13 protein-coding genes and 1 other RNA gene are annotated in these 13840 nt (G+C 71.7%); 3 read left to right on the plus strand and 11 right to left on the minus strand.

The features are described from left to right. Window positions 1-107 precede the first annotated feature (107 nt). From ABD350_RS34510 to ABD350_RS34520, 3 genes are all read right to left on the minus strand, one after another. The gene (locus ABD350_RS34510; RefSeq protein WP_344353031.1) at window positions 108-1259 is read right to left on the minus strand and encodes a uroporphyrinogen-III synthase; all 1152 of its coding nucleotides are present in this window, start codon (window positions 1257-1259) and stop codon (window positions 108-110) included. Window positions 1260-1345: 86 nt separating this feature from the next. Next, window positions 1346-2716, minus strand: coding sequence for a nitrate/nitrite transporter (locus ABD350_RS34515; RefSeq protein WP_344353032.1), 1371 nt, complete (start codon window positions 2714-2716; stop codon window positions 1346-1348). Between the two features lie 478 nt (window positions 2717-3194). Beyond that, window positions 3195-3980: a hypothetical protein gene (locus tag ABD350_RS34520; RefSeq protein WP_344353033.1), complete on the minus strand. Its 786-nt coding sequence runs from the start codon at window positions 3978-3980 to the stop codon at window positions 3195-3197. 172 nt (window positions 3981-4152) lie between these two features. Between ABD350_RS34520 and ABD350_RS34525 the strand changes: the two genes are divergently transcribed. Then, window positions 4153-4488, plus strand: coding sequence for a hypothetical protein (locus ABD350_RS34525; protein WP_344353085.1), 336 nt, complete (start codon window positions 4153-4155; stop codon window positions 4486-4488). Here ABD350_RS34525 and ABD350_RS34530 read toward each other — a convergent pair. Next, complete coding sequence (locus ABD350_RS34530; protein WP_344353034.1) at window positions 4403-5455, minus strand: LysR family transcriptional regulator; 1053 nt, start codon at window positions 5453-5455, stop codon at window positions 4403-4405. The genes ABD350_RS34525 and ABD350_RS34530 overlap by 86 nt on opposite strands. An 83-nt stretch (window positions 5456-5538) precedes the next feature. On the opposite strand from ABD350_RS34530, the gene ABD350_RS34535 reads away from it, so the two are divergent. Next, window positions 5539-6756, plus strand: coding sequence for an MFS transporter (locus tag ABD350_RS34535; RefSeq protein ID WP_344353035.1), 1218 nt, complete (start codon window positions 5539-5541; stop codon window positions 6754-6756). 64 nt (window positions 6757-6820) lie between these two features. Here the strand turns inward: ABD350_RS34535 and ssrA are convergent. From ssrA to ftsE, 5 genes are all read right to left on the minus strand, one after another. Next, window positions 6821-7190: a transfer-messenger RNA gene (gene ssrA, locus ABD350_RS34540) on the minus strand. Window positions 7191-7303: 113 nt separating this feature from the next. Then, complete coding sequence (gene smpB, locus ABD350_RS34545) at window positions 7304-7846, minus strand: SsrA-binding protein SmpB (protein WP_344353086.1); 543 nt, start codon at window positions 7844-7846, stop codon at window positions 7304-7306. Between the two features lie 81 nt (window positions 7847-7927). Beyond that, window positions 7928-9124, minus strand: coding sequence for a S41 family peptidase (locus tag ABD350_RS34550; RefSeq protein ID WP_344353036.1), 1197 nt, complete (start codon window positions 9122-9124; stop codon window positions 7928-7930). 68 nt (window positions 9125-9192) lie between these two features. Continuing rightward, complete coding sequence (gene ftsX, locus ABD350_RS34555) at window positions 9193-10110, minus strand: permease-like cell division protein FtsX (RefSeq protein WP_344353037.1); 918 nt, start codon at window positions 10108-10110, stop codon at window positions 9193-9195. A 36-nt stretch (window positions 10111-10146) separates the two neighbouring features. Beyond that, window positions 10147-10836 (minus strand): cell division ATP-binding protein FtsE, encoded by a 690-nt coding sequence (gene ftsE, locus ABD350_RS34560; RefSeq protein ID WP_030610589.1) that lies wholly within the window; start codon window positions 10834-10836, stop codon window positions 10147-10149. A 290-nt stretch (window positions 10837-11126) separates the two neighbouring features. Between ftsE and ABD350_RS34565 the strand changes: the two genes are divergently transcribed. Then, complete coding sequence (locus ABD350_RS34565; RefSeq protein WP_030782860.1) at window positions 11127-11327, plus strand: hypothetical protein; 201 nt, start codon at window positions 11127-11129, stop codon at window positions 11325-11327. A gap of 82 nt (window positions 11328-11409) precedes the next feature. On the opposite strand, the gene ABD350_RS34570 is transcribed toward ABD350_RS34565, so the two are convergent. Continuing rightward, the gene (locus tag ABD350_RS34570; protein WP_344353038.1) at window positions 11410-12405 is read right to left on the minus strand and encodes a hypothetical protein; all 996 of its coding nucleotides are present in this window, start codon (window positions 12403-12405) and stop codon (window positions 11410-11412) included. A gap of 302 nt (window positions 12406-12707) precedes the next feature. Continuing rightward, window positions 12708-13814 (minus strand): peptide chain release factor 2, encoded by a 1107-nt coding sequence (prfB, locus tag ABD350_RS34575; RefSeq protein ID WP_344353039.1) that lies wholly within the window; start codon window positions 13812-13814, stop codon window positions 12708-12710. Window positions 13815-13840: the final 26 nt, after the last annotated feature.

The following is a 13840-nucleotide window of genomic DNA, read 5'->3' on the forward strand; positions in this document are numbered from 1 at the left end:
CGTGCGGGGAACGGGTCGCCCGCCACGGTTCGGGGTTCCGCGCGGCCATGGCGGAATCCGGCGCCGCCGGGCCGCCCCCCGGAGCCGGTGTGGTGGGGCCGGTCGTCCTAGGTGTCCGCGTACTTGGTGTCCGCCGCCGGGTCGAGGGCCAGCCGGTAGCCCCGCTTCACCACCGTCTGGATCAGCTTCGGGGTGCCGAGGGCCGTGCGCAGGCGGGCCATGGCCGTCTCGACGGCGTGTTCGTCGCGGCCCGCGCCGGGCAGGGCCTTGAGCAGGTCCGCGCGGGGGACCACCCAGCCGGGGCGGCGGGACAGGGCGCGCAGCAGGGACATCCCGGCCGGCGGGACCGGCTTGAGTTCGCCGTCGACCAGGACCGCGTGGCCGCGGATCTCCACCCGGTGCCCGGCGACGGGCAACACGCGGGCGCGGGCCGGGAGTTCCTGGCAGAGCAGCTGCACCAGGGGGCCCAGGCGGAAGCGTTCCGGCTGGACCGTGTCCACCCCGTGGGCCTGGAGGGGCAGCGCGGTGACCGGGCCGACGCAGGCGGGCAGGACGTCGTGGGCCAGCGCCGACAGCAGCTCCTCCAGCAGGCCGCGGTCCTGCGCGCGGGAGAGCAGGGAGGCCGCGGCGGGGGCGCTGGTGAAGGTGAGGGCGTCCAGGCCGCGGCCGACGGCCGCGTCCAGCAGGCGGTCCAGCGGGCCGGTGTCCTCCGGGGGCAGCCAGCGGTACACCGGCACCGGGAGCACCTCCGCCCCGGCGGCCCGCAGCGACTCCACGAAGCCGGGCAGGGGCTCGCCGTGCAGCTGTACGGCGACCCGGCTGCCGTCGACGCCCTCCTCCAGGAGCCGGTCGAGCACCTCGGCCAGGGATTCCGAGGTGGGCGACCACTCCTCGGTGAGTCCGGCCGCCCGGATGGCGCCCTTGACCTTCGGGCCGCGCGCCAGCAGCCGTACCCCGCGCAGCCGGCCCACCAGCTGTTCGCCGAGGCCCCAGCCGTCGGCGGCCTCGACCCAGCCCCGGAAGCCGATCGCGGTGGTGGCCACGACGACGTTCGGCACCCGGTCGATGATCTCCTTCGTGGCGGCGAGCAGTTCGCTGTCGTCGGCGAGCGGCACGATCCGCAGCGCGGGAGCGTGCAGGACGGTGGCGCCGCGCCGCTGGAGCAGGGCGCCCAGCTCCTCGGCCCGGCGCGCGGCGGTGACGCCCACGGTGAATCCGGCGAGGGGTCCGTGCTCGGGTTGCTGCTCTTCGTCGTACATGGGCTCTCCTAGCTGACCGGCGCGCCGGACGAGCCTGTCAACACTGCGTGACAGGCTCGGTTCGGCTTGATGTCACCGGTGTTACGTCACACCTCGGCATAGCTGAGCTGGGCCTTCTCCTCGGACGCGGACGCCGTGGCCGGAACCTGCCCGATCGGGCGGCGAAGGTATACGGCCCAGGTGATCGCGAAGCAGAGGCCGTAGTAGGCGAGGAACGCGACGAACGCGCCGGTCCCGGAGCCGTACGCGAGGAAGGACTGCCGGAAGGCGAGGTTGATGCCGACCCCGCCGAGCGCGCCGACCGCGCCGATCAGCCCCATGGACGCGCCGGACAGCCGCCGGCCGTGGGCGACGGCCGCCTCGCCCCTGAGCCCCTTGGCCAGCGCCTTGGCCTGGAAGATGCCGGGGATCATCTTGAACGTCGATCCGTTGCCGAGGCCGCTGAGCACGAACAGGACGACGAACACCGACACGAACAGCGGCAGCGACTTCTGCATGCCGGCGACGATGAGGACGGCGGTGGCGGCGGCCATGCCGACATAGTTCCACAGGGTGATCCGGGCGCCGCCGTAGCGGTCGGCGAGCCGGCCGCCGAGGGGACGGATGAGCGAGCCGAGCAGCGGGCCGATGAAGGTGAGGTAGGCCGCCTGGAGCGGGGTCCGGCCGAACTGGATGGTCAGCACCTGGCCGAAGGCGAAGCTGTAGCCGATGAACGAGCCGAAGGTGCCGATGTAGAGCACGGCCATGATCCAGGTGTGGCCGTCCCGGGCGGCGTCCTTGGCCGCGCCGGTGTCGTTCCTGACGGAGGCCAGGTTGTCCATGAACAGCGCGGCGAGCACGGCGGCCACGACGATCAGCGGGATGTAGATGCCGAGCAGCACGCGCGGGCCGCCGCTCGCGCCGATGATGGCGAGCGCGGCGAGCTGGATGACGGGGACGCCGATGTTGCCGCCGCCCGCGTTGAGCCCGAGCGCCCATCCCTTCCTCCGCAGGGGGAAGAAGGCGTTGATGTTGGTCATGGAGGAGGCGAAGTTGCCGCCGCCGATGCCGGCCAGCAGGCCCACCAGGAGGAAGGTGGAGAAGGAGGTGCCCGGCTTCATCACCGCGAAGGCGGCGATGGTCGGGACGAGCAGCAGACTCGCCGAGACGACCGTCCAGTTCCGGCCGCCGAAGACGGCCACGGCGAAGGTGTACGGCACCCGGACGACCGCGCCGACCAGCGTGACCACCGAGGTCAGCAGGAACTTGTCGGCGGGGGTCAGTCCGTACTCGGGTCCCATGAACAGCACCAGCACGGACCACAGGGTCCACACGGAGAACCCGATGTGCTCCGAGAGCACGGAGAACCACAGGTTCCGGCGGGCGATCCGCTCCCCGGTCGCGTTCCAGAACGCCTCGTCCTCCGGATCCCAGCGCTCGATCCAGCGGCCACGACGGGTTGGGGCTGGGGCTGTCATCACGCCTCCACGGTGCTCCGGCTGCTCGGTCTGCCGACCACTGACTCGGTTGACTCGGTCCGAAGGTAGAAAGGGCGCGTTTCCGCCCTGTGGCAGCGGGTGACCGGAAGGGAACGTTGCTCTCACTCGGACGGCGGGCCCCCGGTGAGGCCCCCGAGCCGCCGGCACGGTCCCCGCCGGCCTCGCACCGCGGCGGCTTCCCCGCGCCCCGGTCGGCGGGCCGTCCCCGACGGGCCACCGTCCCCGCGCGTCGGCGTAGCGCGGTGCGAGCCCCGGCCCGCGCCCGTTTCCGCCGTCCGCCGGGGCGGTGGCACCCGGCCCCGGGGCTGCTCCCCGAAGGGCGCGGGAGTACGGGGGTGACGGTCCCGGACCCCGGCGAAGACGTATCCCGGCGTCGCGGGAGCGGACGGCTTCCCGCCCCCGGCGCGGGCCGGCCGTTCGGCTACGCCGGGGTCAGGTCACGGCAGCGGGACCGGTGTCATCCCTTGAGTTCGTTCGCGTCGATGACCTCGCCGGCCGGCGGGGCCGCGACGGTCACGGGCTTGTCGAACGCCGAGTACTCCAGCGAGCCCGGCTCCTTGCCGCCCTCGGTGCTCATCTTCAGCGCGTAGGGCTGTCCCTCGGCGGCCACGAGGAGCGTCTGCTTCTCGGCGCCCTTCTTGCCCGTGAGCGCCACGGCGCGCGTGCCGTCGACCTCGGTTTCCGGGCCCCTGGTCAGACGGGTGTCGTCCTTGTCCTTCTCGAACATCACGCCGGCGTCGCAGAAGGGGAACTCCTCGTTCGCCTCCGCGCCCGAGCCCAGCTTGAACCAGCGTCCCTTGACCAGCTGGGTGAAGGCCTTCGTCTCCTCGGGCGACGAGCCGTCCTCCTCGCCCGACTGCTGCCAGAACTTCTCGTCGCCCTTCATGTACATCACGCCGTCGGCCTTCCGGATCTCGGCGGACCCGTCGCCGCGGGTGAAGGTCCCCTCGCAGTCGCCCTTGGCGGCGACGGCGAAGTCGAATCTCATGGCCGTGCCGTCGATGGTCATGTCGCCCTTGACCTTGAACGACTTCAGCTTGGTCATGGCCACGCGGGACTTCTCGGAGATCTGGTCCCCGGTCAGCCCTTCGAACGGCTTCGCGGGCGACGCCGTGGCGGAGGCGGACGCCGAGCTGCCCTTCTCCTTGCCGTCGTCCTTCTTGTCGTCGCCGCCGCACGCGGTGAGCGTCACGGCCGCCGTCGCGCACAGGGCCGCCGCAGCCAGAAGAGTACTTTTGGTCATCTTTGCCACTCCTTTGGAATTCCGGTCCGCTGGTGTGACTCGGCGGCCGGGCGAAGAGATGCGGCGACCGGGGGGTGATCCCGGCCACTCCTGGGCGGGGAAACCCGGACAACCCTCTGGACCTGCTCAAGTGGTTTGGAGGGCGCCGTCCGTGGGAGCCAGCATGATCCACATGAAGGGACTCGCGGGATTCGGCAGGAAGCAGGACTGTGTGCTCGTCATCCGGGACTCGGATGTCGTGCTGGAGGCGTTGCGGGAGGCTCTGGGTGAGGCCCCGGCCGAGGAGCGGGCCGGGCTGGAGCGGGCCGTCGCGGTGGTCAGGGGTGTCGCCGGGGCGGACGAGGGGCCGCTGCGGGCCGCGTGGGTGCGCGAGCGGCTCGCCGGGGTCGGGTTCGCCGGGGACCTCGGCTCCGTCGCCGCGATCAAGGCGCTGCGCCAGGCCGAGCCGGACCTGAGCCTGCTCGCGGCCGTCCAGCTGCAGCGCGACGCGGTCGCGCATCCGGCGTAGGACCGGCCCCCATGGTCGCCTCGTCCTCCGCCGGGAGCCACGCGTCGGCCGGGCGGCGCAGCCAGCCCTCCGAGCGAGCCGTCTTTGCCGCCGCCCGTCTGAGCGCCGTCAGGCCGGGGTGGACCAGGCCCTTGCGCCAGACCAGGGAGACGGGGGACAGCGGGACGGGGGCCACGAGGGGCCGGCGGACCGCGCCGGGCATGGACGGGAAGTCCACCACCGCCAGGACCGGGTTCCCGGTCTTCGCCATGACGCGGGCGAACTCCTCGTCGCCGACGGCCATCGGCAGCGGCGGGGCGAGCCGGATGCCCCGGCCCTCGAACAGGCGCAGGGCCAGGTCGGTCCACTCCCGGGTGCGCGGGTTGCCCGCGCCGGCGTACACCGTCTCCCCGGCCAGCGCGGACACCGGGACCTCGGGCAGGGACGCCAGCGGATGCCGCTCGGGCAGTACGACGGCCATCGGCTCGTACCGCACCGGCTGCTGCGCCAGGGCCGAGCGGAGTGCCGGGTCGAGTCCGGCGAAGCGGCCGAAGGAGGCGTCCAGGCGGCCGGCCAGCAGATCGGCGGCGGCGCCGGTGAGACCGCTCTCGTAGCGGGCCATCAGCTCGCAGTCGGGGGCCAGTTCGCGGGCCCGGTACAGCACCCGGCGGCCGGTGGCCAGGCCCGCCGAGTTCAGGTCGACCAGCAGCGGGCGGGCCTGGCCGGCCGCGAACGCGGCGAGCAGGTCGTCCTGGGCGGCGAGGACCCGCCGCGCGTGCGGCAGCAGGCGTTCACCGTCGGGCGTGAGGGTGACCTGCCGGGTGGTGCGTACGAACAGCTCCGCGCCCAACTCCCGTTCCAGGCGCCGCACATCGCGGCTGAGTGCCTGCTGGGCGACGTAGAGGCGGGCCGCGGCCCGGGTGAAGTGCAGGTCCTCCGCCACGGCCACGAAGGCGCGCAGCAGACGCGGGTCTATGGAAACGGGCACGGAGCGAATCTACAACGCGGGTGCGTCAATCGGCGCCCGGCAGGTGTTGGACCCGGTGATCCACTCCGGGCGACCGTGGGGTCATGCCTCCACCGACCGCCCAAGACCGCCGGATACGGAAGAGACCGAGCCGACTCTCCGGGTACCGACGGCTGTTCGGGCTTCCCGGAGCCGGTGCCTTCACCGCCGGCAATCTCCTCGCCCGCCTTCCGATGGGCATGTTCAGCGTGAGCGCGGTCGTGATGATCGCCGGTTCCCGGGGCTCGTACGCCCTCGCCGGAGCCGTCACCGCGACCGGACTCGCGGCGACCGCGCTGGCCGGGCCCTGGGTCGCCCGGCTGGTGGACCGGCACGGGCAGGCCCGGGTCGCGCTGCCGGCCACGGTCGTCTCCGTGCTCGGCAGTCTCGCGCTGCTGCTGTGCGTCCGCTACGACGCCCCGGACTGGACCCTCTTCGCGGCCTACGCCTCCACCGCGACCACCCCGAACATCGGCGGCCTCTCCCGCGCCCGCTGGGCCCATCTGCTGCGCGACGAACCCGACGCGCTGCACACGGCGAACGCGTTCGAGCAGGCCGCGGACGAGCTGTGCTTCATGCTCGGGCCGGTCCTCGCGTCCTTCCTGGCCGGGACGTTCTTCCCGGAGGCGGGCACGCTCACGGGGGCGGTGCTGCTGCTCACCGGGATGCTGCTGTTCACCGCCCAGCGGGCGACCGAGCCGCCGACGACGGCCCGTTCGCAGGCGCCGTCGCCGCTGCGCAGCCCGGGCATCCCGCCGTTGCTGGTCTGTTTCCTCGCGACCGGGGCGGTGTTCGGTGCCATGGAGGTCGCCACGATCGCCTACGCCGACGCGCGGGGACAGCGCGCTGCGGCCGGAGCCGTGCTCGCGCTCCAGGCGGCGGGCTCGTGCGCGGCGGGGCTGGCGTACGGGGCGGTGCGGCCGGCCGGTCCCCGGCTCGTGCGGTGCCTGGCGGCGACGGCCGTCCTGATGGTGCTGCCCTGGGCGGCGGCCGGTACCGGCTCGCTCGTGGTGCTCGCCGGTGCGCTGCTGGTCGCGGGCATGGCGACCGCGCCGACCATGGTGACGGCGATGGCGCTGGTGCAGCGGCGCACCCCGGCCGACCGGCTGAACGAGGGCATGAGCCTGATGGTGACCGGGCTGCTCGCCGGGATCGCCTGCGGTTCGGCGACGGGCGGCTGGGCGACCGAGCACCTCTCCCCCGTCGCCGCCTTCGCCGTACCGGCCGCGGCGGCCTTCCTGGCCCTGGCGGCCGGTGTGGCGGGCGGCCGGGAGCGGGCATGACGAAGGCCCCGCCGCGCGGAGCGGCGGGGCCTTCGCCCACATGGGGTCGGCCCCCTCGGGGGCCTCGTGGAGATGGCGGGAATCGAACCCGCGTCCAACGGTGCGGAATCAGGGCTTCTCCGTGTGCAGTCCGCTGCGATTTTCTCGGCCCCGGAGATCACGCGGACAAGTCTCCGACGGGCTCAGTCACTGTTTGATTTCCCTCTATACCCCGTGACCGGGTCTAGAGGTTTAGTTCCCTAGCTGATGCCAGGATCCGGGTCGGGAACAGCCCCGGGCTGACACTTCGCAAGTCGCTACTTAGGCAGCGAGGGCGAAGGAATCGCGCTTGGTGTTGGCGATTATTTTTTGCGACATATGGTTTACGAGATCATTGCCGCTTCCTCGACACGCTTCCCCTGCTTCGACAGCCGCTGTCGAAACCGATCATCCCCATGTTGATTTTTCAATCCCCTCCGTGGAGGGTTCACGCACCCTCTGTGGAGTGCACGGCCATCGTACGTGACCAACGCCCGACGATGCCAGCCTATTCCCGTCGGCCGGCCGGCTAGGCGCCGCGCTGCCTGCGCTTCGCCGCCGCGATCGCCCGGGCCGCCTCCCGCCGGTCCTGCTGCTCCCGCAGCGTCTGCCGCTTGTCGTACTCCTTCTTGCCCCGCGCGAGGGCGATCTCGGCCTTCGCCCGGCCGTCCTTGAAGTAGATGGCGAGGGGCACGATCGTGTGTCCCGTCTCCTGGGACTTCGACTCCAGCTTGGCGATCTCCTCGCGGTGCAGGAGCAGCTTGCGCTTGCGGCGCGCGGAGTGGTTGGTCCAGCTGCCCTGGTGGTACTCGGGGATGTGGGCGTTGTGCAGCCACGCCTCGCCCCCGTCGATCTGGACGAACCCGTCCGTCAGCGAGGTCCGGCCCTCGCGCAGCGACTTGACCTCGGTGCCCATGAGCACGAGCCCGGCCTCGTAGGTGTCGATGATCGCGTAGTCGTGCCGGGCCTTCTTGTTCTGGGCGACGATCTTGCGCTTGCCGCCCTTCTCGCCGTCCCTGGCCTTGGCGGCCCCGCCGCCCTGCTTGGGCTGGGACTCCTTCGGTACGTACATTCCCTTGCTCATAGTGCCGCCCATTTTCGCACCACACAGGGGTGGTGAGTACAGCCGATTACGCGGGGGCGCACGGCGGGGCTACGACGGGTCGCCGAGCCCGGTGAGGACCGTCCTCGCCCGCGGCAGGGCCTGCTCGGGCCTCGCCTCCAGGTCCGGGGTGATGCCCCGGCCGTCGACCGTGCGGCCGGACGGGGTGCGGTAGTGGCCGACGGTCAGCTCGGCCACCGAGCCGTCGGGCAGCTTCACCGGCATCTGGACGGAGCCCTTGCCGAAGGTGCGCGAGCCGATCACCACCGCGCGGCCCCGGTCCTGGAGGGCGCCGGTGAGCAGCTCGGCCGCGCTCATGGTGCCGCCGTCGACGAGGACGACCAGGGGGCGGGCGGTGTCGCCGCCCGGGTCGGCGTGCAGGGCGCGCTGGGCGCCGTCGACGTCGTAGGTGGCGACCAGGCCGCCGTCCAGGAAGGCGGAGGCGGTGGCCACGGCCTCGGTGACCAGGCCGCCGGAGTTGCCGCGCAGGTCGAGGACGGTGCGACCGTCGGCGGGGGCGGCGCGCAGGGCCGCGCGGACCGCGCCGGCGGAGCCCTTGGTGAACGCGGAGACCTTCACGACGGTGACCCCGCCGGACAGCCGGCGCACGGTCACGGGGTCGGTGGACAGCCGGGCCCGGCGCAAGGTCCTCGTCCACGCGCGCGTGCCGCGCTCCAGGCCGAGGGTGACCGTCGTGCCGGCCGGGGCGTCCGCCGTGCCGTCGCCGGGGGTGGCGCCGCGCAGCAGGGCGATCACCTCGGTGACCGGCCGGCCGTCGGTCCGGTGGCCGTCGACGCTGCGCAGCCGGTCGCCGGCCCGGATCCCGGCGTCGGCGGCGGGCGAGCCGGGCCGCACCCGGGTGACCTCGATCCGGCCGTCCGGCTCCTGCCGCGCCCACAGGCCGACGCCCGTGTAGCGGCCGTCGAGCGCGTCCTGGAACTCCGCGTACTCGCCCTCGGAGTAGACCGCGGCCCAGCGGTCGCCGCTGCGGCTGACGGCCCGTTCGGCGGCCTCCGTCGGGGACTTGCCGGCGGCCATCGCCTCGGCGGCGGCCTCCCGCACGGCCTCCGGCCGGACGGCCGGGCCCGCCGGGTCGGCCGGTGCGGCGACGGCCCTGCGCTGGGGGGCGCCCGGCCCCGGGAAGGCGCCGGTGGCGGCGCCGGTCACCAGCACGCCGGCGAAGACCAGTGTCAGGGCGGCGCCGCGGCGGACGCGGCGGGGACTACAGAGGGGATCACGGCCTGACATGGCGGTGAGTCTAGGACAACGGCAAGGGCCGTACGGACGGTTGCCCGTACGGCCCTTCTTGGCATGTGTCACACCTTCAGATACTTGCGCAGGGCGAAGAACGCCGCCAGGGACGGCATCAGCACGCTGGTCGCCAGGATCAGCGGCAGCTTGGTCAACACCGCGTCCCAGCCCACGAAGTTGATGAGGGTCAGCTTGTGGGACAGGTCCATGCCGTGGTCGATGGTGAAGTACCGGCCGAGCACGAGGGCCACACAGGCCAGGCCCCCGCCGATGAGTCCGGCGACCGCGGCCTCGGCGATGAACGGCGCCTGGATGTAGAAGCCCGAGGCACCGACCAGGCGCATGATGCCGGTCTCACGCCGGCGGCTGAACGCCGAGACGCGCACGGTGTTGACGATCAGCAGCAGGGCGACGATCAGCATCATCGCCATCACGCCGAGCGCGCCCCGGTTCATCAGGTTCAGCAACTGGAAGAGGTTGTCCAGGATGCCCTTCTGGTCCTGCACCGACTGCACGCCGTCCCGCCCGTTGAACGCGCTCGCGATCACCTGGTACTTCTGCGGGTCCTTGAGCTTGATCCGGTACGACTCCTGCATCTGGTCCGGCGTCAGCGAGCCGGCCAGCGGGGAGTTGCCGAACTGCTCCTTGTAGTGCTTGTACGCCTCGTCCTGGGACTCGTAGGTCACCTTCTCGACGACCGGCATCCGCTTGAGGTCCACGAGGATCTGCTTCTTCTGGTCCTCGGTGACCGCCCCCTTGGCGCAGTGCACGTCGTTCTCCGCGTCGTGCTTGTTGCACAGGAAGATGGAGACGTTGACCTTGTCGTACCAGTAGCCCTTCATGGTGCTGACCTGGTCGCTCATCAGCAGCGAGCCGCCGAACAGGGCCAGGGACAGGGCGACGGAGACGATGACGGCGAAGGTCATCGTCAGATTGCGGCGGAGACCGACACCGATCTCCGACAGGACGAACTGGGCGCGCATGGCTACTTCTTCAGGCCTTTCGGGAACTGGGTGCGGTCAGTGCTGGTAGCCGTAGACGCCGCGGGCCTGGTCGCGGACGAGGCGGCCCTTCTCCAGCTCGATGACGCGCTTGCGCATCTGGTCCACGATGTTCTGGTCGTGTGTCGCCATGATGACGGTGGTGCCCGTCCGGTTGATCCGGTCGAGCAGCTTCATGATGCCGACGGAGGTCTGCGGGTCGAGGTTGCCGGTGGGCTCGTCGGCGATGAGCAGCTTGGGCCGGTTGACGAACGCGCGCGCGATGGCGACACGCTGCTGTTCACCGCCGGACAGCTCGCCGGGCCTGCGGTCCTCCTTGCCGCCGAGTCCGACGAGGTCGAGCACCTGCGGCACGGACTTGCGGATCTCGCCGCGGGACTTGCCGATCACCTCCTGGGCGAAGGCCACGTTCTCCGCGACCGTCTTGTTCGGCAGCAGCCGGAAGTCCTGGAAGACGGTGCCCAGCTGGCGGCGCATCTGCGGCACCTTCCAGTTGGACAGGCGCGCGAGGTCCTTGCCGAGCACGTGCACCTGGCCGTGGCTGCACCGCTCCTCGCGGAGGATGAGCCGCAGGAAGGTGGACTTTCCGGAGCCGGAGGACCCCACGAGGAAGACGAACTCGCCCTTCTCCACCTCCAGGGAGACATCCCTGAGTGCGGGGCGGGTCTGCTTGGGGTAGACCTTGGAGACGTTGTCGAATCGGATCACGGATGCACCACGGGTCGCCGGGGGTAGATGAGCGTGACCATACGCGAACCGGGTGCGCAAGCGCAGGCGCAGGTTGAGGTTGGGCAAGACTTGTACGTTTTTGTACCTCCCGGTGTGCGTACCCCCCGACTCCCCCCGCGTGCGGGCCCCGCGCACGGTCGGCGGGAACCTGGCACAGTGGAAGGAAGACGAAGTACGACGGGAGCGCCGAGAGCGCCGGGAACGCCGGGGAACGTTCCCGCTCCCGTGAGCGTTGGACATGTGATGGCCGGTGCAAGGAGGGCGAGCGCATGACGTACGACCGGTTGGTGTGCGCGAACTGCGCGGCGCCCGTGAGCGAGGGCCGGTGCCCGGTGTGCCGTGCCAACCGCGAGCGACTGCAGCAGGAGGGCTTCTTCGGGGGCCTGAACGGGCTGAACCCGATGGCGTTGATCGCGCTGCTGGCGGTGCTGATCGCCGCGGTGGCGCTGCTGGCGCACCAGACGGCGTGAGAGCGCCGTAAGGGCCCGGAGCGCCGAGCTCCGGGCCCTTACGTGTGCGCTGCGCGTGCGCTGGGTGAGCGTGGGACTACGCTCAGGCCGCGACGCCGCCCCGGCCGTTGACCAGGCGCGGCAGCATACGGAAGCCGATACCGCCGGCGATCATGGTCGCGGCGCCGACGAGCAGGAACGCGGTGTGCCCGGCGCCGGTCTCGGCGAGCTGCTTGTCGCCGCCCTGGGCCACGGTGTCGGAGCCGGTGTCGGTCAGCGCCGAGGAGCCGGCGTCCTGCGGGACGGTGTTGTTGCCGCCGCCGTTGGGCGTGTTGTTGTTGCCGCCGGTGCCGGTGCCGCCGTCGGTGGAACCGCCGGTGGAGCCGGAGCCGCCCGTGGTGCCGGTGGTGCCGGTGCCGCCGTCGGTGGAACCGCCGTCGGTCGAGCCGCCGCCGACGGAGCCGCTGGTGCCGCTGTCGCCACCGGAGCTGTTGCCGCCGTTACCGCCGGAGTTGCCGTTCCCGCCGTCGGTGCCGCTGTCGCCGCCGTTGCCGCCCGAGTTGCCGTTGCCGTTGCCGCCCGAGTTGCCGTTGCCACCGGAGTTGCCGTTGCCGCTGTCGCCGCCGATGACACCGCCGATGGTCGCGTTACCGCTGGTGGAGGCGTCGCCACCCGAGGCAGCGGCACCACCCGCGGCCGCAGCACCGCCGGACGCCGCGTCGCCGCCGGAGGCCGCGGCACCACCCGCGGCAGCGTCACCGCCGGACGCCGCGGCACCACCGGAGGCCGCGGCACCACCCGCGGCCGCAGCGCCACCCGCGGCAGCGTCGCCACCGGAGGCCGCGGCACCGCCCGCGGCCGCGGCACCGCCCGTGCCGTCGGTACCGCCGTCGGTGCAGATGGCGATCGGGCAGTCGCCGTCGCCCCCGCCGGTGTTGTCGCCGTCGGCGCCGACACCGCTCACGCCGAGGCTGATCGGACCCGCCTGGACGTCGAGGTCCAGGGCGGAAGCCGCGCCCGCCGCGGTCAGCGACGCACCGGCCGCGATCACGGCGCCGGCGGCTATCCGCGCGACCCGGATCCGCGTCTTCTTCGTCATATGGTTGCTACCCCCAGTAGCTGTTCGTCAATGAGGCGGCGCATGGGGCGGGCGTGCCGTGATCGACGGAGGCAGCTGGTGACGAAGTGTGCGTCAACTCGATCCCCCGGTTCACATGCGCCCCGCGAGTACGCATGCCGCCGCCCCACCCTTCCGATTTTTCAAAGCAACGTCAAGGGCGTTGCGGGCGCATTGTCCGAAGGGACGGTGTTTACGGGGAATTGAAGCCTGTGAGTGTGATGTAAAACCTGGACAAAACAACAACTGCCGCCCTGTGGACGGCAGTTGTCATGTCGACAAAGTTACTTCTCCTGCTGCTTGCGCCAGCGAATCCCGGCCTCCAGGAACCCGTCGATCTCGCCGTTGAACACGGCCTCCGGGTTGCCCACCTCGTGCTCGGTGCGCAGGTCCTTGACCATCTGGTAGGGGTGCAGCACGTACGAGCGCATCTGGTTGCCCCAGGAGTTGCCGCCGTCGCCCTTGAGGGCGTCCATCTTGGCCTGCTCCTCCTGCCGGCGCCGCTCCAGCAGCTTGGCCTGGAGGACGTTCATCGCGGTCGCCTTGTTCTGGATCTGCGACCGCTCGTTCTGGCAGGAGACCACGATGCCGGTGGGCAGGTGCGTGATGCGGACCGCGGAGTCGGTCGTGTTGACGCCCTGGCCGCCGGGGCCGGAGGAGCGGTAGACGTCGATGCGCAGCTCGGACTCGTCGATCTCGACGTGGTCGGACTGCTCGACCACCGGCAGCACCTCGACACCGGCGAAGGAGGTCTGGCGGCGGCCCTGGTTGTCGAACGGCGAGATGCGCACCAGGCGGTGCGTGCCCTGCTCGACGGAGAGGGTGCCGTAGGCGTACGGCGAGTGCACGGCGAAGGTGGTCGACTTGATGCCGGCCTCTTCGGCGTACGACGTCTCGATCAGCTCCGTCTTGTAGCCGCGCTGCTCGGCCCAGCGCAGGTACATGCGCTGGAGCTTCTCGGCGAAGTCGGCCGCGTCGACGCCGCCGGCCTCGGCGCGGATGTTGACGAGCGCCTCGCGGGAGTCGTACTCGCCGGACAGGAGGGTGCGGACCTCCATCTCGTCCAGCGCCTTCTTCACCGAGACCAGCTCGGACTCGGCCTCGGCACGGGTGTCGGGGTCGTCCTCCTCCTCGGCCATCTCGAAGAGGACCGCGAGGTCGTCGATCCGGCCACGCAGCGCCTCCGCCTTCCTGACCTCGGCCTGGAGGTGGGAGAGCTTGCTGGTGATCTTCTGCGCCTCGTCCGGGTTGTCCCACAGGGACGGGGCCGCCGCCTGCTCCTCAAGCACGGCGATATCTGCCCTCATCTTGTCGAGGTCCAGGACGGCCTCGATCGACTCCATGGTCGAGGAGAGGGATTTCAGCTCTTCGGATACATCGACGACTGCCACGCCTTCCAGCGTAACGGCTGTGGCAA

This window comes from Streptomyces nogalater (genome assembly GCF_039532885.1).
Classification (GTDB): Bacteria; Actinomycetota; Actinomycetes; order Streptomycetales; family Streptomycetaceae; genus Streptomyces; species Streptomyces nogalater.

Bases quoted from the DNA above. Each gene is read 5' to 3' on its own strand.
- ABD350_RS34510 (WP_344353031.1), bottom strand. From the start codon at position 1,259: ATGTACGACGAAGAGCAGCAACCCGAGCACGGACCCCTCGCCGGATTC.
- ABD350_RS34515 (WP_344353032.1), bottom strand. From the start codon at position 2,716: ATGACAGCCCCAGCCCCAACCCGTCGTGGCCGCTGGATCGAGCGCTGG.
- ABD350_RS34520 (WP_344353033.1), bottom strand. From the start codon at position 3,980: ATGACCAAAAGTACTCTTCTGGCTGCGGCGGCCCTGTGCGCGACGGCG.
- ABD350_RS34525 (WP_344353085.1), top strand. From the start codon at position 4,153: ATGAAGGGACTCGCGGGATTCGGCAGGAAGCAGGACTGTGTGCTCGTC.
- ABD350_RS34535 (WP_344353035.1), top strand. From the start codon at position 5,539: ATGCCTCCACCGACCGCCCAAGACCGCCGGATACGGAAGAGACCGAGC.
- smpB (WP_344353086.1), bottom strand. From the start codon at position 7,846: ATGTACGTACCGAAGGAGTCCCAGCCCAAGCAGGGCGGCGGGGCCGCC.
- ABD350_RS34550 (WP_344353036.1), bottom strand. From the start codon at position 9,124: ATGTCAGGCCGTGATCCCCTCTGTAGTCCCCGCCGCGTCCGCCGCGGC.
- ftsX (WP_344353037.1), bottom strand. From the start codon at position 10,110: ATGCGCGCCCAGTTCGTCCTGTCGGAGATCGGTGTCGGTCTCCGCCGC.
- ABD350_RS34565 (WP_030782860.1), top strand. From the start codon at position 11,127: ATGACGTACGACCGGTTGGTGTGCGCGAACTGCGCGGCGCCCGTGAGC.
- ABD350_RS34570 (WP_344353038.1), bottom strand. From the start codon at position 12,405: ATGACGAAGAAGACGCGGATCCGGGTCGCGCGGATAGCCGCCGGCGCC.